The following is a 26,412-nucleotide window of genomic DNA, read 5'->3' as shown; positions in this document are numbered from 1 at the left end:
CTAATTTCGCGGAGAAACGAATAACATACCTAAAATTAGAAATGAGAAAAAGACAATCTTTCATCAGGCAAATGGCCGTGTCAGCCCTGCTATTCGTGGTGTCGGCCATGGCCGGCGCCCCCCGGTTCGTTAGTTTCACGGGCGGCGGCCTGCTGCTTAACGACGGCCGCGTAACCATCGACCTTGACCCTGCCGACCTCAAGGGCGTGTCGATAGCCGCCCGCAACCTGGCCACCGACATCGGCAAGGTGTGCGGCGCCGAGGCCACGGTGGGCCGGCATGCCGACGCCAAGATCGTTGTCGGCACCATAGGCCACTCTGCAGGCATCGACCGCCTGGCCAGCCTCGGTGTGATAAACGCCAAAGACCTGAAGGGCAAGTGCGAGAAATACATCATAACCACCACCGGCAACCAGGTGGTCATTGCCGGCTCCGACCGCCGCGGCACCATCTACGGCATATACGAGCTGTCGAGGCAGATTGGCGTCTCGCCGTGGTATTGGTGGGCCGACGTGCCTGTAGAGCACCACGAGCGCATTTATATAAAAGGTGGCACCTACACCGACGGTGAGCCGGCCGTGCGTTACCGCGGCATATTCCTCAACGATGAGGCCCCCTGCCTCACCTCGTGGGTGAAGAACACCTACGGCACCGACTATGGCGGCCACGACTTCTACGCCCGCGTGTTCGAGCTGCTGCTGCGTCTCAAGGCCAACTTCATGTGGCCGGCGATGTGGGGATGGAGCTTCTATGCCGACGACCCGCTCAACAGCAAGACTGCCAACGAGATGGGCATCATCATGGGCACGTCGCACCACGAGCCCATGGCGCGCAACCACCAGGAATGGGCACGCCACCGCAAGCAGTACGGGGCGTGGAACTATGAGACCAACCAGAAGGTAATCGACGACTTCTTCCGCCTCGGTGTTGAGCGCGCCAAAGACACCGAAGACCTGATAACCATCGGCATGCGTGGCGACGGCGACGAGCCCATGGGCGGCGAAGACCGCAACGACAGCGAGTACAAGACCAAAGACGAGCGCAACATAGCCCTTCTGCGCAAGATTTTCAAGAACCAAAGGGCCATCATTGCCGAAGCCACCGGCCGCCCGGCCAAGGAGAGGCCACAGGTTGGGCCGTCTACAAGGAGGTGCAGAGATACATGGCGAAGGGACTTAAGGCGCCCGACGACGCCATAGTGCTGCTGTGCGACGACAACTGGGGCGACGTGACCCGCCTGCCCAACGCCAGCGAGCGCAAGCGCAAAGGCGGATGGGGCATGTATTACCATGTAGACTATGTGGGAGCGCCCCGCAACTCAAAGTTCCTCAACGCCACGCCAATACAGAACATGTGGGAGCAGCTGCACCTCACCTACGAATATGGTGTCGACAAGCTGTGGGTACTGAACGTGGGCGACCTCAAGCCAATGGAGTATCCCATCAACATGTTCCTGAGCATGGCATGGAACCCGCGCCGCTTCAACGCCGGCAACCTGCTCGACCACACGCGCGAGTTCTGCGCCCAGCAGTTTGGCGAGGCCCACGCCGGCGAGGCAGCGCGGCTGCTCAACCTGTGCTGCAAGCTCAACGGCCGCTCTACGGCAGAGATGCTCGATGCCGGCACCTACAACCTCGACAAGGGCGAGTGGGACGAAGTGGTGGCCGAATACACCGAGCTTGAGGCCGAGGCACTAGAGCTGTACACCAGGCTCCGCCCCGACCAGCACGACGCTTACCGCGAACTGATTCTCTTTCCCATCCAGGCCATGGCCAACCTCCACCGCATGTATCGCGCCCAGGCCATGAACAACAGGCTCTACGAGGCCGGCAACCCCGACGCCAACGTATGGGCCGACCGCTGCGAGCGCTTCTTCAGGCGCGACTCGGCTCTCTGCGCACAATACAACAACGAGCTGGCCGGAGGCAAATGGCGTGGCATGATGATGCAGAAGCACATAGGTTACACATCGTGGAACGACGATTTCCCCCACGACATCATGCCACGGGTATACCGTATGGCTGCCGGCGGGCAGGGCGGCTACGTGTTCGAGGGCTCCGATGGCGTGGTGAGCATCGAGGCCGAGCACTATTTCTGCAAGCGCGACGCAAAAGAGGCATGCTGGACAAACATCCCCCACATGGGCCGCACCCTGGGCGCCATGGCCCTCATGCCCTACACCAAGCCTACCGACGGGGCCGAATTGACATACAAGTTCGGCGGCATTGGCGGCGTGAAGACAGTGAAGGTGCACGTCGTTGTCAAGTCAACGCTCGACTTCCAGGTCAAGGGCGGCATGACATACGAGGTGAGCCTCGACGGCGGCGATGCCGTAAGCGTCAACTTCAACAGCCGGCTCAACGAGAACCCCGAAAACGTCCACTCGGTTTATTACCCCACCGTGGCACGCAGGGTGGTCGAAAGCACCGTCACGCTGCCCGTGGGCCCCGACAGCCTCCACACCCTCACACTGAGGCCAAAAGACCCGGGCATCGTGTTTGAAAAGGTGGTGGTCGACGCCGGCGGCTACGTTCCGCAGTTCCTCTTCGGCAAGGAGTCGGGCAAGAGGGTGGCCGCAGACCGCCGATAAACAAGCCACAATCGGATTGCAGGCACATTTAAATAGTTGATTATACTTTGTTTCTTCGGTATGGGCGCATCGCAATTAACGCGCCCATACCATTTCAACCAACCGTCGGCATGACTGCATCTGTAACGAATATTCGTGGCACTACAACACCTCGCCCACCATCGTCACGCCCGTTAGCGGCCACCCTCAGCGGCCGGCCCTGAGCCACAGACTTGCAATACGGCCCTTTCGGCCGGCCCGAACGGCCCGTATCGACGGTCGGAACGGCTCGTTTCGCGTCATCATACGGCCCGTTTCATGCAGCGCCACCTTGCCCACTGCATCGTGGCGGCAAACCAACCGGACAGCCACGGCACGCCTCCACGGGGCGAGCCACCGGCACACAAAGGGACAAAGGGGACAAATGGCATGGCCGACAATGCCCCACAGCCCAACAAAGCCCCACCCACCGGCATGCAGGCCTCCACATGCTCAAGCGTGGCATCAGCCGCCCTTGCGCCGCAACCCGGCAGCAAAGCCAAGCCAGAGGCCTATGATGTAAACAAAATTCAGAATGAAGGCGCCTACAGCAAGGCGTAGCTATAAAATTCACGTCACCAACAGTGCTATGCAACACAAGTGCATTGCCGCCACCGCAAGCCTGCCACGGCACCACGGCCCGGGCCACATCCACTGCATGCGGCAACCCGGGCAGCCCGGCTTGCGCCAACACAATAACAGCGTTAAACTCACGTAGATGAAACCGATACATGCCCTAACACTATCCATACCCCTGGTGCTGGCATCGTCGATCATTCAGGCCGACACCGGGAAGCTATACTCTGCCGACAAGCTGTCGAGCAGCATGGTCAACGATATCTGCCAAGATGCCTACGGATACATCTGGGTGGCAACCGAATATGGCGTCAACAAGTTTGACGGCTACCGCAACACGGCATACATGAACGACGCAGCCGACTCGACATCAGTGCCGTCGAACTCGGCCATAAAGATAATATGCGGCCCCGACAGCTCACTTTACGTGGGCTTTGTCAACGGGTTGGCGCGCTACGACTACGACAGCAACGCCTTCAGGCGGCTGCCTTTCCCCGAAGGGGTTACCCCCAGGGTGAGCTCGCTGGTCACCGACCGCAACGGCGACCTGCTCATAGGCACCTCCGGCTACGGCATATTCCGCCTGAAGAAGGGCTCCGCCACCATTGAGAGCGACCGTGTGTGGGGTGCCAAACCCATGCAGGGATTCTACACCAGGCTGTTTTTCGACGCCAAGTGGCGCCTATGGCGCATGGGGCGGAGCAGCAACCTCGAGCAGGTGTCCATAGGCAAGGATGGGCGTCCGGCCGTCAAGGCTTTCGACGCCGGCCTCGGCCTTATACGAAAGTTTGTGCCATGGGGCAAGAGCGGATTCCTGCTGGTGTGCTCCGACGGCATTGCCCGATACGACTATGCTACCGACCGACTGGCCGACGCCGGCTTCGACCTGAGCGCCATGGGCGAGAGGAAGGCCATAAACACGGCCTTTGCCGACCGCAGGGGCAACATTGACCTCGGCTCGTCGGCCACGGGGCTCATGGTGATAAGGCGCGGCAGCAGGGTGGCAAGGTCCATAGACCAGTCGGTGGCACCCTTCGACATTCACACGGCCAACGTCAACAGCGTCATCGAAGACCGCGCGGGCAACCTGTGGGTGGGCTGCTACAACAAGGGGCTGCTGCTATTGAACAAGGGCAACGACGTGTTCCAGACGTGGAGTTTCTCTGCCCAAAACGTCAAGACGGGCAGCTGCATCAAGTCGATGGCCATGCTCGACGACGGCGGGGTGTTGTGCCTCGTGCCGAGCAACGGCCTCTTCCGCTTCGACAAAGGCGGCAAGATAGCAAAGCGGCGGGGCTGCCCAACGGGCATCGACGTGGTTTACAAAGACCATGGCGGGGCCCTGTGGCTGTGCGGGCGCAACGAGGTGTACCGCTACAGCCTGGCGACCGAGACCGCCACCATGGAGCTCACGCTCGAGGGCGACGGACTGGCATGCATGGCTGACGACGGCCGCGGCAACTACTACTTCAGCAGCCTGGGGCGCGGCATCTACGTCTACAACGCCGTCACCCGGCAACTGCGCAACATAAGCATGAACGACACACTGCGCAGCGGGGGCACCCTATGCAACGACTGGGTGAACTACATGTACATAGACCGCCGCCAGCGGATGTGGCTCAGCACCGCCAACGGGGTGTGCTGCATGGACATGGGCACAGGCAGGTTTGACACCATGGGCTGGCAAACATTGCTTAAAGGCGAGGCAACAACCGCCTTGGCCGAGACGAATGGCGGGCATATAGTGGTAGGCACCAACCAAAACCTTTACCTCTACGACGAGCGCTACGGAAGCATGAGGCCTTTTCCCCACTCTGCCGCGCTCGGCAACAAGGCGGTGTGCGCCATCGTGCCCGACAGCAGCAGCGACGTGTGGCTGAGCACCACCGACGGAATATGGCAGTACGACCACAAGGCGCGGGCCTTCATAAGCCACGTCACCGGCAACGGGCTCACCACCAAGGAGTATCTCGACAAGGTGTTCTTCCACGAGAAAGACGACCGAATAGGCTTCGGCACAGCCGACGGACTGACAGTGTTCAGCCCCGACAACGTGAGGAAGAGCCGCGTCAGGCTGGGGCAAGTCACCCTCTCGGCCATGAGCATAGGCGGCAAGCAGGTGGGCAGCACACACAGCCACTACGACATATCCAACGACGAGAACACGTTTACCATGGAGTTCTCGCTGTTCGACTACCGCAACACCGACAACGTGGTGTTTGAATACAGGGTGAACAACGGTCCATGGAACACTGCCGGCACGCTGTCGAACGCCATCACGTTCAACAGGCTGCCACCCGGCGACTACATAATAGAGGTTCGCGCCACGGTCAACGGCATCTACTCTGAGGGCACCGAGAAGATTACCGTCAGCGTGGCCTCGCCATGGTATCTCACCGCCGACGCCTTCTTCGTCTACGCCATGATGATGCTGGCGACAGCGCTCATGGGCATGGTATACTACAACCGCCGCAAGAACCGCGAGCTCGAAGAGTCCAAGATGCGCTTCCTCATCAACGCCACCCACGACATGCGCTCGCCGCTGACACTCATACTCAGTCCGCAGGGAAAGCTGAAGCAGCGCATTGCCGACCCCGAAAGCCGGGCCGACATGGACACCATCGAGCGCAACGCCATGAGGTTGCTCACGCTCATGAACCAAATACTGGACAAGCGGAAGATTGACAAAAACCAACTGAGGCTGCGCTGCAGGCAGACCGACCTCGTCGACTTTGTCAACGGGGTGATAGCCCTCTACCGCTACAACGCCACCGAACGCAAGATAGACTTCACGTTCGACCACCCCGCCCACCCCGTTTGGGCATGGATAGACCGCAGCCAGTTTGACAAGGTGGTGGCCAACCTGCTGTCTAACGCGTTCAAGTACACGCCCGACGGCGGACGCATAACCGTGTGCGTCGACCAAGACGACAAGGGCGCAAGGCTGAGCGTTACCGACACCGGCATAGGCCTCAAGGGCGAAAACACGGCCAAGCTGTTCGACAGGTTCTACCAAGCATACCAGTGATACTGCTAACATCGAAGGCCGAGGTTGCCGACAGGCTTGAGGGACTGAAGCGAGGGGCCGACGCATACATGTCGAAACCGTTCAACATGGAGGAGCTGCACGTCACGATAGACAACCTGGTAGACAACGTAAGGAGGTTGCGGGGCAAGTTCTCGGGCGCGCAACGGCAAGAGGAAAGAATAGAGGCCGTGCAGGTAAAGGGCAACGACGACGCACTGATGTAGCGCGTGATGAAGTCGGTCAACGACAACCTGGGCGACCCCGACTTCAATGTCGAACGGCTTGCGGCCGACGTAGGGCTAAGCCGCACGCAGCTACACCGCAAGATGAAAGAGCTCACGGGCATTCCGGCCAGCGAGTTTGTGCGCAACATACGCCTCGAACAGGCTGCAAAACTGATACGCGGAGGCAAGATAAACATAACCCAGGTGGCATACACGGTGGGGGTCAACAACAACGCCCACTTCTCTACCTCGTTCAAAAAGCATTTCGGCGTGTCGCCAAGCGAATATGCCGAACGCAACAACGGCAGCCCCGGCTGAAATTAACCGCAAGGCGACATTTGGCCGCAAAAGGTTCCGCGACATAGCCGGGCACGTCGGCCTGCGCCGGGGCAGGAGTGGCGCCGGGGCTCAAACAGGCCGAGGCGCCACAACGCCAAGACACGGCAGCCATGCGGCTGGGGCCATGGAACACGCAGACAACAATATGGAACAAACAGAAAACACGCAGCCATTAAGATTACGTAACTTTGCAGCAAATACAAAGACCTATGGCCCCATGGCAACCAACTGCCATGCAAAGCCCCATTAGCCACCGGGGCCAAGCAACGACATGACTGAACACCGCAAACCCTGAAATAATAACATCAACCTAAAAACAATGAAAATACAAGTGAAGAAGACCATCGCAACGGCTGCGTGGACGCTATCCGACCTGTGCGTGTCGTGCGCTGACGGCAGCCCGCTGGCCGTCATCATGCTGGAAAAGCCAACCGACGTCGCCGACAGGGACTACCTAAACACCTACGGTGTGCTGAAGTCGTATGTCAACAAAGAGGCCGGCTCGCCTTTCGTGCTGGCCACAGCGGTAAACCATGCCGACTTCCAGTCGGAGGGACTGGCGTACTCTACGGCACTGAGCAACTTCGACGGGATTGACCTCGACGGGGATTGCTCGCCATCGACACTGATAGACGGCAATGGCGAATATGGCTTCAACGCCATGAAAGCAGCCGTCTATGCTGCGCAAAACGCCGGCACGGCCGTTTTCGGAGGCACACTGTGCTCAACCCAAGGCCAAGCGGCGGCACACCTCAGACAACTCATTGCGCCCATCATAATACCCTCAGACCCGAAGACACTGGTAACTATGGTGGCCGATTTTGAGGCCGACGAACAGGGTGGGCACTACGCCATGACCAACGGCAACCAAGGCGTGGTAGAGAAAGACCCCACGGGGAAAAGCGGCAATGTGCTGCATGTGGGCACCGCCGACGACTTCTGCAAGTACAGCTACCCAAAGTTTCACGTCAGGCTGAAGCCAGGCAAGACACTGGCCGACTATGGCTCCATTGCGCTCGACATGTTCCTAATAGACGGCAGGGGGCAGTGGGGCTCGGGCATGAGAGTGGTCATCAACGGCACAGAGATGAACTGCGGCAAAGGCCCGAGCGCATTCGGTTGCATGCCAAACGCATGGGCCAGAGAAGCCATAAACATACCAATCATAAGCGTGGCCGAGGGAAGCACGGGCGACGGAAGGATTGCCATAACCGACGACTTGGCAAAACTAAGCGAGTTTGACCTGGCCATAGGCTCGGGCTCAGGTGAGTGGCACGCCTAGATAGACAACGTAAGGCTGAACATGAAAGACAAGGGCGACGAGGTGATAGAGAAAACGCCTGAAGAGAAAAGGGCCATACTGACCGACGAGATGGGCAAGTGGATAAAAGTGATGGTTGCCTCGGGCGGCGACTACGTGAAGCAGTGGAACGTGGTGGGCGACCTGTTCGACAGCACGGCCGACGCCAACACTTTTGCCTGGGCCGACTATCTCGGTGCCGACGGCTATGCCCGCACGGCTGTGAGGCTGGCCCGCGAGGCATCAAAGGCCGACCTCACGCTGTTTGTGAGCGGGCACCTGTCGCAATACGACGACATGGTGGACGCCACAAATCGGCTCATAGCCACGGCAGACAGCTGGCAGTCAGATGGCTCCACCCGCATTGACGGCTTCAACATAGGACTGCAAGCCGTGTGCGCCGAAGACGCCGACGAACAACAGGCAAACAAGGATCAGATAACCGGGATGCTGGAACGCCTGGCCGCCACCGGCAAACCTGTGCGGCTTTCCGCCCTCGACGTGATATATGAAGACCGGACTGGCAACATAGTGGCGGCCTCCGACATTGCTCCGGTGCAGAGGGAAAGGGCGGCTGACTATCTCTCGTTCATCATCAGGGAGTACATGCGCATAATACCAGCAACCCTTCAATACGGCATTTCGTTGGCCGGAATGACAGAAGAAGCCACAGGCAACCACCTTCGACCATGGACGTCGGGCTTTGAGAGAACGGCCATTTATGAGGGCCTGGCCAACGGTTTGAGGCAGTCGGCCGCAGGCTACGACAAAACACAACACTAACATAAACCATGCAAAAGATGAAGAACAGCATACACGTCATGATGACAATGATGGCGGAAATCTGCCTGTGGGCAATGCCAGGTTGCTCCGACGAAGACCTGACGGCCGGCGGAACCGGCGGCGGCATCGAGCAAGCCACAGCAAACATTAACTCGAACACAGCCGCATTGCGCACACTGATTGTGGCAAAGAGCGAGGGCAAGGCGGTGAAGTCGTGCACCCAGACCTCAGCCTCGTCATACCAGGTAGAGCTTGACGACGGCACTTCGCTGAGCATACTGACCCACATCGATGCACTCGGCGCCCAAGACAAGCCCTGCTACACGCCAATGGTCAGTGCCATCGAGGGCGACGGCACATACCATTGGTGTATCGACGGCTCGCCAATCACCATGGCCGACGGCAACAAACTGGCGGTGAGCTCCGACGTGACGCCCGAGATTGGCGTTGACCACAACGGATATTGGACAGTGAGGTGTGGCGGCGACATCAGGCAACTGGGCCATAAGGCCGGGCCGGGCACAGTGAAAAGCCTCTTCGGAGGCATTGACATGAGCGACAAGAGGCATGTCACGTTCCTACTCAGGGGCGAGACGCCAAGCCTCACCCTCGACATGGCCGACGGCAAAGACAACCCAGGCATGGGCCCAACCTATGCCCTGCGCCGCCCCATATCGCCCGACCATCCCGCCTGGCTGATACACATCGACGTATGGAACACCCCCGACCCACAAGCCATCATCGACCTCATACCGCAAGACATACGCCCTTATGTCATCTTCAACCTGTCGTTGTCGGTGAGCCACGACGAGACTACCGGCCGGTGGAACCGCGTGGAATACGGCTACGAGACCGTGAAGTCGTGGCTCAGGACGTGCGCCGAGAACGACGTGTGGGCCATGGTGCAACCGTCGAGCGGCGGTTTCTGCCACTTCCCCGACTATTCGAGCTACGAAGAGATAAAGAGCGACAAGAGCGTGTTCAAGGAGTTCTACCGCGACTTCCCCAACTTCGTGGGCTTCAACTACTGCGAACAGTTCTGGGGATTCGACGACAAGTTCTCGGTAAGTTACGGTCAGAGGCTGCGCCACTGGGCCAACCTGATGAGGCTGAGCAACGAGTATGGCGGCTACCTGGTAATCAGTTATTGTGGCTCGGGCGAATATTCGTCGGGCACAACGCCCACGGCCATGCTCAAGAAAGACCCCGAACTGGCTGACGCATGCAGGCAACACCCGGAGAACCTGATAGTGTGCGAGAAGTTCACATCGACAGCCGGGTTCTTCGACATTGAGAGCGCCACACTCGGAACGTGGCTCTCCGGCTATGCCGGACAGTATGGCATGCGCTTCGACGTATGCGGCTGGCCCGACGATAAAGTGTGGAACGGCGACGCCGGATACCAGACCCAGGCGGGCGCGATAGCCATGATGGAGCATACCATGCTTACCGGGCAGACCGTCTATGACGGGCCTGAGCTCATCTGGACCGAAGACTTCAAGGAGGTGAAGGAGAAAAGCACGGGCGAAGGATTCATGAAACGCTCATGGGAACGCTTCCCGCAGTTTGAGAACATAAGCATGGACATCTATAGAAAGATAATTGATGGCACCATAAGGATAATGAGCCGCAAGGAGGTGATAGACCGCACAAAGCTGATAGTAATAAACGACATCACGCCAAAGAACCAACGCCTTGACCCGGGATACCTCACGCCTAGGAATCTCTTTGAGGGCCTCTATCGCCTTGACAACGACGGCAACCAGGAGAAAAACATCATCTACTTCAAGAAGACGGGTCGATATCCAACCATACCGATGGCCGTCGACCTGGCCGACGGACTGGCCAACACGTTCAAATACCAGATAAAAGCCTCGGCCTTCAATGGCGGATGGGACGACATAAGGCTCAAGCAAGGCAAGTTCAACCGCATATTCCCACAAGAGTATACGGGCGAACTGTATGCCGGAAGGCACGAGAACGGGTGGATGGTTTACAATCCGCTGCCTGGAGTGAGGACGGCTTTTATACCCTTTAAGTACAACACGTGCGAAAAAATGAGCTTGGCCTTCGGCAAATATACGGCAGCAGCTATAAGAGAATATGCCGACAGGGTTGACTTCTACCTGACCAACTACACCACAAAGGGAACGCAAACCACTGACGTCATAGAGATTCACGGCAGCGACAAGCAGCCCACCATGACCTACAAAAACCGCGTGGAAGGCAACCCGTGCACTGTGAGCAGCGAATGGAAGGACGGAGTCTTCACCATAACCATAACACACAACGGCGCCGTAGACCTGACCATCAACTGCTCTGGCAACGCCACTGGGCGCGAGACACGCTTCACCAGGGCCAATGTGTCGCAACCACCTACACCCAACGCAAACTGGGGCAAGGCCTATGCCGGGCCACGCCAATATGAGACAGAGTACTTTGAGTACAAGAATGTGAAAAAGGTCTACAAGAACGCAGTGGCCGACGGCATCCGCAACTACACAGCCCTGGGCTATGTGAACTTAGGCAGCGCCGACAACGCGGCCATAAGAAACACCATGAACATTGATGAGGCCGGGGCATACAACATACAGGTGAGGTATTACTCCCCGACAGCCAATGTCAACACCGTTGCCATGTACATCAACAACAGGCGCGTGGCAGGCCTCAACTTCACCCGACAGGCAGGCAGCAACGCCACGTGGCAGACAGTATCGGTGGCTGCGTCGCTGCAGAAAGGACAGAACCGGATAGAGCTAAAAGCCGAAGAAGCCCCGGCCGGCGACCTGTACCTGGACAACATAACAGTGGAAAAACAATGATGCAAACACCTGCCATTCATGCGCTTATGATGATGAAACATAAACAAAAGCCTATGAAACGGAAAGCAAACACCAATGCCCGCCGTTTTAATATCTTTGCGACGAGAAACAAAACCATCAAGCCTATGACATGAAACAGAACAACTGACAACAATCCAAGTCGAGCCTTACAATGGCTAAGCCTAAATGTTTTAACAACAAGACAACAAACGCATTAACCAAAAAACAATGAAGAATCAAGCCATAAATATCATGAGGCTTGCCCTGTCGGTAATCGTGGCTCTGCTGTCGTGCCAATTGGCTTTGGCACAAACAGGCGGCGTGAAGATACAAGGCTAGGTGTTCGACAGCAACAATGAGGCAATCATCGGCGCGAACATCAAGGTCAAGGGCAGCCCAACCATCGGTACGACAAGCAACATTGACGGTGTGTTCAAGCTTACCGTGCCAAACGAGAAAAGCGTCATCGTAGCCTCATATGTCGGGATACAGACAATGGAGATAGAGGTGGGAAAGAAACGCAACTTTAACGTAACACTGACAGAAAACGCAGGCCTCAACCTGGGCGAGGTAGTGGTCGTAGGCTACGGCCAGCAGAAGAAGGCCAGCGTCACCGGCTCAATCACCCAGACCACCGGCGAGGTGCTCGAGCGCTCGGGAGGCGTGACCAATGTCGGCGCGGCCCTTACCGGCAACCTGCCCGGCGTGGTCACGTTCAGCTCTACGGGAATACCGGGCGCCGACGAGCCAAAGATTGTGATACGAACCCAGAGTTCATGGAACAACAGCGACCCGCTGGTGCTGGTCGATGGCATTGAGAGAGACATCAACACCGTTGACATATCTTCAGTGAAAAGCGTCTCGGTGCTTAAAGACGCATCGGCGACAGCCGTCTATGGTGTGAAAGGTGCCAACGGAGTGATACTAATCACCACAAAGCGAGGTCAGGAAGGCAAGGCGCAAGTGCAGATCAAGGCCGACATGACGGTCAAGACGGTGTCAAAACTGCCGGAGAAATACGACTCTTACGACGCTCTCATACTGCGCAACCGAGCCATAGAACGCGAACTGCCCATCAGCCCCGGGGCATGGACAGACTACCGGCCTATACAAATAATCGACAAATACCGCCATCCGGCCAACGCAACAGAGTGGGACAGGTATCCCAACGTGGACTGGCAAGACTACCTGTTCCGCGACATGGGTCTGTCGTACCACACCAGTGTCAACGTGTCGGGCGGCTCAAAGTTCGTCAGGTACTTCTCGTCAATCGACTTCGTCCACGAGGGCGACATGCTCAAACACTTCGACAGCGGGCGCGGCTACAAGTCGGGCTATGGCTACAACCGCGTCAACGTGAGAAGCAACCTCGACTTCACGCTCACCAAGACAACCCAGTTCTCGCTCAACCTCTTCGGCTCCAACGGACAACGGACACTGCCCTGGGGAGCCGACAACAGCGGTGAATCGAGCTCATGGGCCTCGGCTTACAAGACGGCCCCCGACGCCATGCGCCCCGTTTACTCGAATGGCATGTGGGGGTGGTATGCCCCGAGAAACGCTGACGTGCCCAACTCGGCATACCTGCTCGCCACAAGCGGAATAGAGAAACGAACGACCAACAAGATAAACACAGACTTCATACTCACCCAAGACCTCGGCATGGTGACCAAGGGACTAAGCGCACGCCTCGACTACTCAATGGACTACCGTTTTCTGGAGAGAGAGCGTGGCGTCGACGACCGCTACCACTCTACCACACAACGGATGTGGGTAAACCCAGACACAGGCCAGATTGAATATGAGGCACAAGTAAATCCCGGGACGCAACTCGACCCGTTGAACACCATAGCATGGTCGACCGTGGCCGGCAATGTCGACCTCGGGCAGACGTTCCGAAAGATATACTACTCGGCACAGCTCAACTATGACCGCACCTTCGGCAAGCACCAGGTGACAGGACTCGGTCTGTTCAGCCGCGAGAGCTATGCAACGGGAGGCGAGTTCCGCCATTACCGTGAGGACTGGGCTTTCCGCGCAACATACAATTACGCCCTGAAATACTTTGCAGAATTCAACGGCGCATATAACGGCTCGGAGAAGTTCGGCCCCGACTACCGCTTCCACTTCTTCCCGGCAGTGTCTGCCGGATGGACTCTTACGGAAGAGCCGTTCATGAAGAAGCTTAAGTTCATAGACATGATTAAGTTCCGCGCATCATGGGGACAGATAGGCGACGACAACGTAGGAGGACGTTTCCTTTACGCCGACCAATGGGCCTACGGAGGCAACACGCTCATGGGCTACATACCGGCAGACAGCCCCTACAAGTATTACCGGCTCAGCTCGCTCGGCAACAAAGACGTTCACTGGGAGACGGTAGAGAAGCGCAACTTCGGCATAGACTACTCGTTCATTGACGGCATGCTCGCCGGCTCCGTCGACATATTCAGCGACAAGCGCACAGACATTCTTGTGTCGGGCAACAGCCAAGCCATACCATCTTACTTCGGGGTGACACCCCCGATGGCCAACCTTGGCCGCGTTGACAGCCATGGATATGAGTTTGAGCTACGCTTCAACAAGAAATTAGGCACCGACACACGCCTTTGGGCCAACTTCAAACTGACACACGCCATCAACAAGGTGAAGTTCAAGGACGACCCGCAGCTTAAGCCTGACTACCAGAAGGCCGCCGGACACGCCATAGGGCAGACTTATTCATACATAGACAACGGCACACTGGCTTCGTGGGACGACATGGCAGGAAGCACGAAGTGGGAGACCAACGACTCTGAGCGGTTGCCAGGAGACTACAGCATTGTCGACTTCAACGGCGACGGGGTCATCAACGCCGACGACAGAGTGCCTTATGCCTATTCGGGAATACCGCAGAACACATACAACGCAACTCTGGGATTCGAGTGGAAGGGCTTCAGCTGCTTCGTACAGTTCTATGGCGTGAACAATGTGACGCGCGAGATAAGCTTCCCGACATTCCAGGCTTCGTCGACCGTGGTATATGTCGAGGGCGAATACTGGAACAAGTACACCGGCACCGGACTGCCCATGCCGCGCTGGTCGACGAAGGTAAACGAAGCCAACAACGGCACTCGCTACCTGTACGACGGCTCTTACCTCAGGCTCAAAAACGCCGAGATATCATACAAATTCACCGGCAAGGGCATAGAGAGGCTCGGAATAAAGGTTCTCAGGGTTTACCTCAACGGCGACAACCTGCTGCTTTGGACAGACATGCCCGACGACAGGGAGTCTAACTTCAGCGGCATGGGCCCCAACGGAGCCTACCCAACAGTGAGAAGGTTTAACCTTGGCATCGACTTAACACTTTAATCATCATGAACAAGACATTCCTTACATTCAACAAGAAACTCGCCTTCTGCGCTTGCCTGGCTGCCTCGGTAGCCATGACATCGTGCACCGACTACCTTGACAAGGCACCCAACAGCACCATACAGGAGGGAGAGGCATACAAGAACTTCAAGAACTTCCAGGGGTTCACGGAGGAACTGTACGACTGCATACCCAACGTGACGTCGCATGACTACCATAACAGTTTCAACCTTGGCGAAGAGGTAATATGGGAGCCCGACGTCAACTACTCGCTGTCTTACCTTATAGACCGTGGCGACTATTGGGCGTGGAACAATACCTACACCTCATGGCTACGCAACGGCGGCAGCAGCAGCGGCACGGCCAGAGGCGACAAAGGATTCCTGTGGGGACTGGCATGGGACGGCATAAACAAGGCAAACCTTGGCTTGGCCAACCTTGACAAGATGGTCAACGCCACGCAGGAGGAGCGCAACCTCATTGCCGGACAGCTGTATTTCTTCCGTGGATGGTTCCATTTCATGATCATGCAATACTGGGGCGGTCTGCCTTACATAGACAAGGTGCTCACGACCAACGACCGACTGCCACGCCTGTCGTACCAGGCTAAGGCCGAGAAAGCAGCCGAAGACTTCCGACGGGCGGCCGACTTGCTGCCTGTCGACTGGGATGCAACCAAGGCCGGGCAGGCCACGATGGGCAACAACAACATACGCATAAACAAGGTGATGGCCTTGGGATACCTTGGCAAAGACCTGCTGTGGGCTGGCAGTCCGCTGATGAACTACGAGTCGACGGGCAGCAAGTCGTACAACAGAGACCTGTGCAAGCGTGCTGCCGACGCCTTTGCCGAAGCCCTCGAGATATGCGAGAGCACAGGGCGCTACCAGCTGGCCGACTTCTCACAGTGGTCAGACCTGTTCTACACACACAACCAGAACGGCAGGCTTCCGGGCCTAAAGGAGGCCATATTCTATGAGAACCTGCGGGAGACAAGCAGCAGGTGGCGCTGGAACATGGTCAACGACTTCCGCCCACAGCTCATCAATGCATCGGGCGTGAAGTGCTGGCCAACGGCCAACTACGTCGACTACTACGGCATGGCCAACGGAATGCCCATCAATGACATAACCAAGAAAGACGCTGAGTCGGGCTATGACCCAGAATACCCATGGAAAGGACGCGACCCACGATTCTACAAAGACATAATATTTGATGGGGTTAAGTGCTGCACCAATGGCAAGGGCGACATGAAAGAGACCAAGCAATATGCCAGCCTATACACCGGGGGCAGCTACCGCGTTGACACAAAGGGATGCCTGACAGGATATATGAACACCAAGTTCTGCCCACAACTGACCAACGACTACGACGGGTATCGCGAAAACAACTGCATGGTGCTGTCGTTCATGCGCGTGGCTGATGTATATCTGATGTATGCAGAGGCTACGGCACAGGGCTATGGCTCGCCCACGTCGAAAGTCAACGGATACGGGCTCAGCGCCGCTGATGCAGTGAACAAGGTGCGCGACAGGGCCGGCGTGGGGCACGTGGCAGACAAGTTCCTGGCCTCACTTGACGGTTTCATGAGCGAGCCGTAGAGCTGGCTTTCGAGGGTCACCGTTTCGTTGACCTGCGACGGTGGATGCTGCTAACCGAACGGCCGTATACGCTGAAAAAGGCCGTCTTCTTCGACCGCGACCCCAAGGGCGTAGACTATGACAACCCGCAAGACGCTCATGTATTGAACATCAGGGAGGAAATTCTTTTCGAGCGCAAGTACCAAGACAGGCACTACTGGCTACCGTTCTTACGCGACGACGTGATGATGTACGAGAGCTTTGGCCAGAACCCCGGCTGGAACTGACGGCGGGCCAATACAAATTAAAGCACAGCTTTACGATACGCAAACGATAGGTTTATGTAACAAGGGTGCCGCAGAAGCGGCATCCTGAACCAGAAAACAGTAACAATGAAACGAAAAGACTTATATATCAGAGCCATGATTTCGATTATGACGGCGGGCTGCCTTACCGAGGCCATGGCAAGGGAAGTGACAGACAGCGTGGATGTCAGCAATGGCGAGACGGTGAACGTGGCGTTCGGGCAGGCCGACAAGCGTGACCTGATGGGAGCCGTGTCGACAGTGAACGTGGCCGAACTGTTGGAGAAAGACTACCACACCGGCGCGACCGACAATCTCAACGCCATCATAGGCGGTTACTCCGGCACCATATGGGGACAATGGCCCCTTATCATCATTGACGGCATTCCACGCAACGTAGCCGATGTCAATGCCACCATGGTCGAGACGGTGACAGTGCTAAAGGGCGCAAGTGCGGTGGCCCTCTACGGCAGTCGGATTATCATCACAACAAAGCGTGGAAAGGTGTCGCGAATGCACATCGACGTACGTGCCAACGTTGGCCTGAAAGTGCCCAAGGCATTCCCCAAGTACCTTGACGCTGCCAGCTACATGGCCCTATACAACGAGGCGTGCCGCAACGACGGAATAAACGAGCGGTATGATGCCACCACCATCTACCAGACCGCACGCCACTCAAACCCTTACCGTTATCCAGACCTCGACCTATACAGCTCTGACTACCTGCGCAAGTTCACCACCACGGCCGACGCCACAGGCGAGGTTTACGGAGGTTCGAAAAGCACCCAGTATTACGTCAACTTCGGCATGAACTATGCCAACGAACTTGTAAAGCTGGGCGAGGCCGACAAGAACAACACAAAGAACTTCTATGTGCGCACCAACGTTGACATGCGCATAACCGACTGGCTCAAAGCGCAAGTCAATGCCGCCGTGAACGTGCAAGACCGCTACTGGGGCCGAGACGACTTCTGGAACACAGCCTCTACGCTGCGGCCCAACTGGTTCGCGCCACTGCTGCCCATCGACCAGATGGATCAGAACAACTCTGCCATACGCGACATCATCAGCACGAGCAGCCACATAATTGACGGCAAGTATCTCTTGGGGGGCACCTCCACCGACCTGAGCAACAACCTGGCCACAACCATGGCTGCAGGCTACGTGAAGTACCGCACACGCAACTTCATGTTCGACGTCAACATCGGGGCCGACTTGAGCATGCTTCTCAAGAGCCTGTCGTTCAAGACGGTGTTCGGAGTTGACTACGAGAACTATTATTCCGAGGCATACAAGGTGGACTATGCCGTGTACGAACCCACGTGGTCTAACGTCAACGGCCGTGACATGATAACATCACTTAAGAAGTATAACGAAGACACGGCATCGTCAAACGAGTACCTTGGTGACAGCAAATACAGGCAGACCATCACCTTCAGTGCCCAATTCGACTACAACCGAACGTTCAACGACTCGCACAACGTGTCGGCCACCCTGCTTGGTTGGGGCTACCAGACACAACAGTCAACCGACGCCAACCACGGCAGTTCCAACTACCACCGCACAAGCAATGTAAACCTGGGCCTGCGTGCAGCATATAACTATCAGCACCGTTACTACTTCGACTTCACCGGTGCCATGGTACACTCGGCAAAGTTGCCCGAGGGCAACCGCAATGCGCTGTCTCCCACGGTGGCGCTGGGATGGCGCGTAAGCCAGGAGAAATGGTTTGCCGAAAACGTGGCGTTTGTCGACGACCTGAAGCGAACGGCCTCATTCGCCAACCTGCACGAAGACTTGGACATAAACAACTACTACCTCTACCAGGGATACTACGACACCAAAGGAGGGTGGTATCAATGGCACGACAGCTCGGCAGGCGGCTACACGGCCAGCCAGAAACTTGGCAGCAACCCCAACCTCACATTCGTCACACGCAAGGAAATGCGCTTCGGACTGGAGGCTTCACTCTTCGACTGGCTGCTGACCATTGACGCCAACTATTTCCGCTACGTGATGGACGGCGGCCTGGCCACCGGCAACAATACGGTTTATCCCTCATGGTTCAGTTACAGCAACGTCAACTTCCTGCCCAATATCAATTTCAACAAAGACAGATACTCGGGCTTCGACTTCACTGTCAACCTTCACAAAAAAGTGGGCCAGGTGGATGCCAGCCTGGGGTTGGCAGGCATGTACAGCACAGCCGAGGCTACAAAACGTGACGAGGTTTACAGCGACAAGTACCAGTACCGTGTTGGCAACCCGCTCAACTCTCAGTGGGGATATGTCTGCGAGGGCTTTTTCGACAGCCAGGCCGACATAGCAGCCCACGCACAGCAGACCTTCGGCTCTGTCAAGCCTGGCGACCTGAAATACAAGGACGTCAATGGCGACAACGTGGTCGACTCCCGCGATCAGGTGAACCTCGGCCGTGGCACGAGCCCTTTCACGTATGGCATCAACCTCACCTTGAAGTGGAAAGACTTCACGCTGTTTGTTGCCGGGACAGGCCAGACAGGGGCAAAAGGCTTCAAGAACTCCGACTATTACTGGGTTAGAGGGTCACGCAAATACTCTGAGGTGGTGATGGGCCGGTGGACAGAAGACACCAAGACCACTGCCACATTCCCGCGCCTGAGCACCAACGACAACAGCAACAACTTCCGCAACTCCACGTTCTGGCTGTACTCAACAGACCGCTTCGACCTCAACAAGGTTCAGTTCACCTACGACCTGGGCAAGAGCATGTTCAAGCCGGGCATGCTTGTCAAGGGGCTCAGCGTATATGTCAGCGGCGAGAGCCTGCTCACCATTGCCAAGGAGCGCAAGCACATGGAGCGCAACATTGGTGGCGCACCCTACACCCGCAACTTCAACATCGGCTTAAAAGCACAATTCTAACAACCGGAAACTATGAAGAAAAATATCATCATGCTGGTAACGGGCATCGTTATGCTGTCGGGATGCGACGACCTGTTCTCACCAGCCATAGACAATTTCAAAGACCAAGAACAGGTAAACTCCAGCTCTGAGTATGCCCAAGGCATGCTGCTCAACTGCTATAGAATAATACCGGGCTACTATAGCGACACCGACTACGCCACCGACGATGCCGTGACCAACCAGAAGGGCAACCCATACCTAAACATGGCAACAGGCAACTGGACGGCCGCCGACAACCCTGTGAACTTCTGGAACCAGGGCTACAACACCATAAACGTGCTCAACAGATTTATTGCCAACATAGACAACGTAAAGTGGACCGACGACGAAGAGCCGGCCCGGTTGTTCAGAATGCGCGTAACGGGTGAGGCTTATGGTCTCAGGGCCCTGTTCTACTACTATCTGCTGAGAAACCACGCCGGCATCACTGACGACGGACAGCTCATGGGCGTGCCTTTGTTTACCACGTTCCTAAGCTCTGACGCCAACTTCAACATGCCTCGCGCCACATTCTCGGAGTGCGTAAGGCAGATTATCTCCGACCTCGACTCGGCCGAGGCCAAACTGCCCGAGGAGCATGAGAACATAAACAGCAACAGCGACATACCCGCCAAATACCTGGGAATAACCAAGCGGAAGGAAGTATACAACAGGGTGATGGGGCAATACGCCCGCCAGTTGTTCAACGGCATCATTGCCAAGGCCATACGCTCCAGGGTTACGCTGCTGGCCGCAAGCCCAGCCTTCAAGGGCGACCAGCAAGCCTGGGGAACTGCCGCCGACGCTGCAGCTGCAGTCATCGACCATGTCGGCGGGGTTGACGGCTTGGCCGCAAATGGCGTAACCTACTATTGCAACACCACCGAAATCGACGCCCTGAAGGAGGGTGTCAACCCCAAGGAGATACTCTGGCGCGAGAATATACAGACCGCCGACGACTCGCAGGAGCAGAACAACTATCCGCCGTCATGGTTTGGCAAGGGCATGATGAACCCCACGCAAAACCTTGTCGACGCTTTCCCAATGGCCAACGGCTATCCCATCAGCAACCCGAAGAGCGGATACAACGCCGAAGACCCATTCTCAGGCCGCGACCCGAGGCTGTCTAAGTACATCTTCTACAACGGCAGCAAGGGCACAGCCGACGATGGCACAGGCACGTCGCACGACGTTGCCATCCTCACCGGCTCGCTCTCCGGCACCGACGACGGCATCAACGTGAAGGAAACGTCAACCCGGACGGGCTACTACATGAAGAAACGCCTGCGCATGGACGTCAACTGCAACCCTTCGTCAAACATGAAAAAGCCTCATTACATACCACGTGTGAGATACACCGAGATTTTCCTCAACTACGCCGAGGCAGCCAACGAGGCCTACGGGCCCACCGGCCGAGGCGGGCATGAATACTCGGCATACGACGTGATAAAGGCCATACGCAAGCGAGCTGGCTTGGCCAAAGGTCAAGAAGACGCCTATCTCGAGGAGTGTAAGGACGACAAAGACAAGATGCGCCAGCTCATACGCAACGAGAGACGACTGGAACTGTGCTTCGAGAGCTTCCGCTTCTGGGATCTCAGGCGTTGGAACTCCACGCTGACCGAGACTGCCCGGGGCATGGATGCCAACGCCGGGGCATACCATCCGTTTGATGTCGAGCAACGTGCGTTTGCCGACTACATGACGTTCTGCCCCATACCATATTCTGAGATACTGAAATATGACGCACTGAAGCAAAACAAAGGCTGGAAATAACACTTAACACAACAATCAATGATACACTACAGACATACACTATTGGCGGCATTGGCCGAGATGGCACTGACGGCCTGCGACAACGGCGACCCTGTGTTCGACGACTTCGATTACCAGACAGCATACTTCGCCCACCAGGTTGTGGGTCGCACTGTGACTTTAGGCAACAACGACGAGGTCGACGTGACTCTCGACAACCAGTACAAGGTGCAGATACAAGCCAACATGGGCGGGGCCTATAGCAACCCAAACAATATTATAATAAAGGTGAGCGTCGACGACAGACTCTGCGATGGACTCTTCTTTGACGCCTCGACTGGCGGCAACAAGGTGCTGCCTATGCCAAGAGAATACTATACCCTGGCTTCCGACAAGATAAGCATACCTGCCGGGAAGCCGCGAGGTGGGGTCGACGTGCAGCTCACCGACGCCTTCTTCAACGACCCCAAAGCCCTGGAATTCAACTATGTCATACCTCTGGTCATGACCGATGCGATGGGAGTGGACTCTATACTGAGAGGCAAGCCTCTGGTCGACAATCCCGACCGCATGGTTGGCGGTAACTGGAGCGTGCAGCCCCGCGACTACGTGCTCTACGCCATCAGGTATGTAAACCCATACCAAGGCTCGTACCTGCGCCGTGGCACAGACGCCATAACCAAAGCCGACGGCACCAAAGCCACCGCCGTGCGCCACGCGCAATACGTTGAAAACGACGAGGTTGTGTTCACCTCGACCATGGGTCTGAACAAGACCATGCTACCCGTAACCGTAAAGAAAGACGACGGCAACGCCGTTACGTTCAACCTCACGCTTACGTTCAGCGCCGACGGCACATGCTCAGTGACATCTGACAATGCCGATTACGAAATATCGGGCAACGGAAAGTTCGTAAGCAAAGGCGAGAAACACAGTATGGGAGGAAAGGACAGAGACGGACTGTACCTCGACTACAAAGTGAGACTGAAAAACCACGGCAACCTGGAGTATGCCACCAAAGACACCCTTGTGCTTAGAAGCAGAGAGGTGAGGATGCTATACCCCACCGTGACAAAGAAGTAGAATAAAAGTTATTTGACATGAACTCTTTAGGCAAACTTGCGATATTGGCCTTGGCTATAGACTTGACGTCGTGCGCCGACGACGGGCCTTTCTACTCGGGCATGGCGTTCAACCGCCCCGACGAGGCAGCCATGGCCGACTACCTCAACAGCTATGGCGTGCTGAAAAGCTACGTTGACCGCTCGCGACACCCCGCCTTAAAGCTCGGGATAGGCCTGCCGGCAAATGACCTGACCGAAGGCACTGGCCTCAACAGTCTCGTTATCACCAACGCCGACGAGGCAGTGACAACAAGCGGCTTGGGCCATAAGGACATCATCGGCAACGACGGCACAGTCGGCGCGTATGCCGTGACCGATCTCGTGGCCGCGGCCAAGGATGCCGGCACAGGCATATTCGGCCATGCACTGTGCGGCCACGACATCAACAACACGGCGTACCTCTATTCGGCCATAGCACCGATACCTGGCACTGAGCACCCGGGCACTGCCATGTTCTTCGACTTCGAGGCACAACCGCTTGGGTCGGCCTTCCGACTGTCAGGCAACTCGGGCACGGCAACGGTGGTCGACGACCCTGTGGGCAAGAACGGACATGTGCTCCATATCAAGGATGCGACCTACGACTCTTACCCTGTGTTTGACATCAGCCTGCCCGAGGGGGTGACATTGGGCGACTGCAAGACTCTCGTGCTCGACATGAAAGCTCCCGGCTCGGGAGGACTTTACGGACAGGGAATGAGAATGCGAGTGGGTGCAGGCGGAGATTACACGCCATACAACTCGCCCTACGGCTTCGGATGCCAAGGCGACGCATGGGGCAAGGAACTGATTCGCCTCGACTTCGCAGCCCTCAACCTTTCGGCCGAACAGAAGAAGTTCTCATCTTTCGAACTGGCTGTAGGGTCGAAGACGGGCAAGGCCGACTACTACATTGACAACATCTACATCGACTGGTCGGTGGGCGAGCCTCCCTATTACTATACGGCCGAGGAGAAACGCAACACTCTGACCAAGGCGCTCGACGCCTATCTTGCAGGAGTGATGAAGACCGCCGGTGGCTACATCAGGTCATGGGACGTTTTGGATGAACCCATGTCTGACGACGGGCGTTACATGCTTAGGTCGGCCAACAATGACAACAAGGCCGACAAAGACACCTTGACCAACTTCTACTGGGCCGACTACCTGGGGGGCAACTATGCCCGCATGGTGGTGGCCAGCGCCCGCAAGTACTACAAAGACAACGGCGGCGAGGGCGAGCTGACTCTATTCGTAAGCGAAAGCAACCTTGAGAAGAACGGGACTGAGAAGCTCAACCGCCTTGTCAGGATGATAGCCAAGTGGGAGGCCGACGGCGTAACAAAAGTCGACGGCATCGGGGCCAAGCTCCACCTTGCCTGCTCGCTGTCGGCCGAGAAGCAGAAGCAGAATGAGGCCGACATATCGGCACTACTGTCAAAACTGAAAGACACGGGCCGGATGATACGCATCGCCGAACTCGACATCCGCCTTGAAGACGAGCACGGACAGCAGATAGAAGCCGGGGCCATCACTTTCGAGCAAAGGCTTAAGGTGGCCGACTACTACAATTATGTGGTCAGGAAATACCTTGAGACAATTCCCGGGCCGCAACAGTATGGCATAGCTCTGTCAAATGTCACCGACAACGCCAGAGGACTGTGGAATGGGCTTCACATGCGCAACGCCTCATACATGGGCGTGGCCGACGCCTTGGCCGGAAAAGGTGTTACCGACAACTCTATACAATGACTTTTACAATGAAAACGAATAAGAGAAAACACTTAATGGAAGGTATGGCGGTGCTTGCCGTAAGCATCGTTACGGCCTTCGGCATGTGGTCGTGCTCCGACGACGACACCATCAGTGCGGCACTCACAGTGCCTCTGTCGTTTGTCAGCGACAGCATTGCTGTCGACTATACGGCGGGCTCGGCCACAGCTGTGGTCGAGAGCGACGGCAGTCATTACCGCATAGAACATTCGGACAACGGTGTCATCACCGCAGTGAGAGCCGTGAGCGGAGGCAGCCGGGAGGGCGGAAGGCGGTTTGACAAAGTGAGGATTGAGTATGCCGAGAATGCCTCTGACGAGGCGAGGCAGGCCACACTGGCACTCATCGGGGCCGACGGCAAAGCCAAAAGTTCCCTCACCCTAACCCAGAAACCTAAGTATGAGACTGTCGATGTGACCACCGACATAAGCATCACCCACCAACACGTGACCGGATTCGGAGGCATGTACAACCCGTCGATATGGGTAGCTCCCGCCGACCGCATTTCGGCCGGCGAGCTGGAGCGCATGTACTCGCCGTCGGGCTTGGGCCACAACATCCTCAGGCTGATGATTTACCCCGACGAGAACAGATGGGCCGACGATGTCGACGGCGCAAGGCGGGCTCAAGCCCTCGGCGCCATCATTTTCGCCTGCCCGTGGGACTGCGGCGACGAGCGGGCCGACAAGGTGACCGTCAACGGCAAGTCGCTCAAGCACCTGCGAGCCGACAAGTATGCCGACTATGCTGACCACCTGGTACGCTACGTCGACTTCATGCGGCAAAACGGGGTCGGCATATACGCCATTTCGGTGCAAAACGAGCCCGACATGGACTTCACCTATTGGTCGCCTGCCGAGATTGTCGACTTCACAAAGCGCTTCGGCCAGAAGATAAGGGCCGCAGGCACAAGACTGATGGGCCCGGAGTCGTGCGGATACAACCCCGACTATACCGATGCCGTGCTGACCGACGCCGAAGCCATGGCACAGACCGACATCTTGGCCGGCCATTTATACCAGGGATTCTTAGACACCACGCAGCCCTACACTGCCCAACGGCGCAAATATGTGTGCGGACTGTACGACAATCACCTCAAGGCAGCTGGAAAGACGTGGTGGATGACGGAACACCTTTTCAACGACGGGCAGGACAAGGACAACGCCGACAACTACCTCGAGTTCCAGAAGTGGACATACAGCCTCAACCATCTGGCTCTGGAGATGCACCATTGTATGGAAGGCAACTGCTCGGCTTATGTATATTGGTACCTGAAACGGTTCTACGGCATGATTGGCGACAACGACCCGGAGCGCAACACCACGCCAGAGGGCGAGCCCACCAAAAACGGCTACATCATGGCTCACTACGCCAAATATGCCAAGGGTATGGACCGCATTGAGGCCTCTGCGGTGGCCCCCGACCTTCTGGTCACGGCCTACGCCAACGCCTCGCGCACTGAAATGACACTCGTGGCCATCAATATGGGCGATGGTTTCAGGTGCCTGAGCATACAACTGCCATCGGCCGAAGCCACGGCCGAGGCTGTTGAGACCAACGATAATGTCGACATGGCCGATGCCCACGCGCAAGTGAAAGGTGGCAAGGCTCTGGTGCGCATGTCGGGCAAGGGCATTGTGTCTGTACAGATAAAAATGTAATTTCTACAGGGCATCGCTACACCACAGGTGGCGTTTGCCTGATATGCAGTCGCCCTCCCGCCTGCCAGTGAGGCAGGCGGGAGGATGGCTTTTGCCAAAAGATGGCAGCCCGCCACTGCGCCACCGCGCCATGTGCCCACACCGGTGCACCGACAGGAGGCAGGCAGAAGTTTGTTGGCAAAGCTACGGTTTCTCAAGTATTTAGGTTATATTTGCATGTCATAAGCTGCCTGCGGGCCGTTGCGGGAACCACTACCAGCCACTCGCCCGCCGCCA

General features: G+C 56.8%; 13 protein-coding genes and 2 pseudogenes. All 15 read left to right on the top strand.

Annotated features, from left to right (window positions below; all coding sequences use genetic code 11):
• Positions 1 to 41: 41 nt before the first annotated feature.
• The 15 genes and pseudogenes from H6B30_RS07320 to H6B30_RS07255 all read left to right on the top strand — a co-directional run bounded on the left by H6B30_RS07320 (position 42) and on the right by H6B30_RS07255 (position 26,136).
• Positions 42 to 2,590 (top strand): annotated as a pseudogene (locus H6B30_RS07320) (glycosyl hydrolase 115 family protein).
• 736 nt (positions 2,591 to 3,326) lie between these two features.
• Entirely contained in the window at positions 3,327 to 6,212 is a 2,886-nt protein-coding gene (locus H6B30_RS07315) for a ligand-binding sensor domain-containing protein (RefSeq protein ID WP_205109171.1), read from the top strand.
• On the top strand, positions 6,209 to 6,436 hold the full coding sequence (locus tag H6B30_RS07310; RefSeq protein ID WP_338088955.1) for a response regulator transcription factor: 228 nt from the start codon (positions 6,209 to 6,211) through the stop codon (positions 6,434 to 6,436). Before H6B30_RS07315 ends, H6B30_RS07310 begins: the two co-directional genes overlap by 4 nt.
• Before the next feature lie 6 nt (positions 6,437 to 6,442).
• A complete protein-coding gene (locus H6B30_RS07305; RefSeq protein WP_205109167.1) occupies positions 6,443 to 6,754 on the top strand; it encodes a helix-turn-helix domain-containing protein in 312 nt (103 codons plus the stop codon).
• Between the two features lie 340 nt (positions 6,755 to 7,094).
• Positions 7,095 to 8,057 carry a hypothetical protein gene (locus H6B30_RS07300; protein WP_205109165.1) on the top strand — a complete coding sequence of 321 codons (963 nt, stop codon included), beginning with the start codon at positions 7,095 to 7,097 and terminating at the stop codon, positions 8,055 to 8,057.
• 21 nt (positions 8,058 to 8,078) lie between these two features.
• The gene (locus tag H6B30_RS07295) at positions 8,079 to 8,858 is read left to right on the top strand and encodes an endo-1,4-beta-xylanase (RefSeq protein ID WP_205109163.1); all 780 of its coding nucleotides are present in this window, start codon (positions 8,079 to 8,081) and stop codon (positions 8,856 to 8,858) included.
• Positions 8,859 to 8,875: 17 nt separating this feature from the next.
• Entirely contained in the window at positions 8,876 to 11,680 is a 2,805-nt protein-coding gene (locus tag H6B30_RS07290) for a glycoside hydrolase family 98 domain-containing protein (RefSeq protein ID WP_205109162.1), read from the top strand.
• 228 nt (positions 11,681 to 11,908) lie between these two features.
• Positions 11,909 to 15,034 (top strand): annotated as a pseudogene (locus H6B30_RS07285) (SusC/RagA family TonB-linked outer membrane protein).
• Between the two features lie 5 nt (positions 15,035 to 15,039).
• Positions 15,040 to 16,635 (top strand): RagB/SusD family nutrient uptake outer membrane protein, encoded by a 1,596-nt coding sequence (locus tag H6B30_RS07280; protein WP_338088954.1) that lies wholly within the window; start codon positions 15,040 to 15,042, stop codon positions 16,633 to 16,635.
• A gap of 44 nt (positions 16,636 to 16,679) precedes the next feature.
• Positions 16,680 to 16,901 carry a hypothetical protein gene (locus H6B30_RS16675; protein WP_338088953.1) on the top strand — a complete coding sequence of 74 codons (222 nt, stop codon included), beginning with the start codon at positions 16,680 to 16,682 and terminating at the stop codon, positions 16,899 to 16,901.
• Between the two features lie 105 nt (positions 16,902 to 17,006).
• The gene (locus H6B30_RS07275; RefSeq protein WP_239483739.1) at positions 17,007 to 19,823 is read left to right on the top strand and encodes a SusC/RagA family TonB-linked outer membrane protein; all 2,817 of its coding nucleotides are present in this window, start codon (positions 17,007 to 17,009) and stop codon (positions 19,821 to 19,823) included.
• A gap of 12 nt (positions 19,824 to 19,835) precedes the next feature.
• A complete protein-coding gene (locus H6B30_RS07270) occupies positions 19,836 to 21,620 on the top strand; it encodes a RagB/SusD family nutrient uptake outer membrane protein (protein ID WP_205109160.1) in 1,785 nt (594 codons plus the stop codon).
• 18 nt (positions 21,621 to 21,638) lie between these two features.
• On the top strand, positions 21,639 to 22,682 hold the full coding sequence (locus H6B30_RS07265) for a DUF5627 domain-containing protein (protein WP_205109158.1): 1,044 nt from the start codon (positions 21,639 to 21,641) through the stop codon (positions 22,680 to 22,682).
• 17 nt (positions 22,683 to 22,699) lie between these two features.
• Positions 22,700 to 24,454: an endo-1,4-beta-xylanase gene (locus H6B30_RS07260; RefSeq protein WP_205109156.1), complete on the top strand. Its 1,755-nt coding sequence runs from the start codon at positions 22,700 to 22,702 to the stop codon at positions 24,452 to 24,454.
• Between the two features lie 8 nt (positions 24,455 to 24,462).
• The gene (locus H6B30_RS07255) at positions 24,463 to 26,136 is read left to right on the top strand and encodes a hypothetical protein (RefSeq protein ID WP_205109154.1); all 1,674 of its coding nucleotides are present in this window, start codon (positions 24,463 to 24,465) and stop codon (positions 26,134 to 26,136) included.
• Positions 26,137 to 26,412 lie beyond the last annotated feature (276 nt).

The organism is Marseilla massiliensis (genome assembly GCF_016899955.1).
Taxonomy (GTDB): domain Bacteria; phylum Bacteroidota; class Bacteroidia; order Bacteroidales; family Bacteroidaceae; genus Prevotella; species Prevotella intestinigallinarum.
The sequence above is the reverse complement of the archived record's forward strand: the minus strand, read 5'-3'. Positions and strand labels throughout refer to the sequence as shown.

Coding starts and splice junctions, on each gene's coding strand:
- H6B30_RS07315 (WP_205109171.1), top strand. CDS start 3,327: ATGAAACCGATACATGCCCTAACACTATCCATACCCCTGGTGCTGGCA.
- H6B30_RS07305 (WP_205109167.1), top strand. CDS start 6,443: ATGAAGTCGGTCAACGACAACCTGGGCGACCCCGACTTCAATGTCGAA.
- H6B30_RS07300 (WP_205109165.1), top strand. CDS start 7,095: ATGAAAATACAAGTGAAGAAGACCATCGCAACGGCTGCGTGGACGCTA.
- H6B30_RS07295 (WP_205109163.1), top strand. CDS start 8,079: ATGAAAGACAAGGGCGACGAGGTGATAGAGAAAACGCCTGAAGAGAAA.
- H6B30_RS07290 (WP_205109162.1), top strand. CDS start 8,876: ATGAAGAACAGCATACACGTCATGATGACAATGATGGCGGAAATCTGC.
- H6B30_RS07280 (WP_338088954.1), top strand. CDS start 15,040: ATGAACAAGACATTCCTTACATTCAACAAGAAACTCGCCTTCTGCGCT.
- H6B30_RS16675 (WP_338088953.1), top strand. CDS start 16,680: ATGCTGCTAACCGAACGGCCGTATACGCTGAAAAAGGCCGTCTTCTTC.
- H6B30_RS07275 (WP_239483739.1), top strand. CDS start 17,007: ATGAAACGAAAAGACTTATATATCAGAGCCATGATTTCGATTATGACG.
- H6B30_RS07270 (WP_205109160.1), top strand. CDS start 19,836: ATGAAGAAAAATATCATCATGCTGGTAACGGGCATCGTTATGCTGTCG.
- H6B30_RS07265 (WP_205109158.1), top strand. CDS start 21,639: ATGATACACTACAGACATACACTATTGGCGGCATTGGCCGAGATGGCA.
- H6B30_RS07260 (WP_205109156.1), top strand. CDS start 22,700: ATGAACTCTTTAGGCAAACTTGCGATATTGGCCTTGGCTATAGACTTG.
- H6B30_RS07255 (WP_205109154.1), top strand. CDS start 24,463: ATGAAAACGAATAAGAGAAAACACTTAATGGAAGGTATGGCGGTGCTT.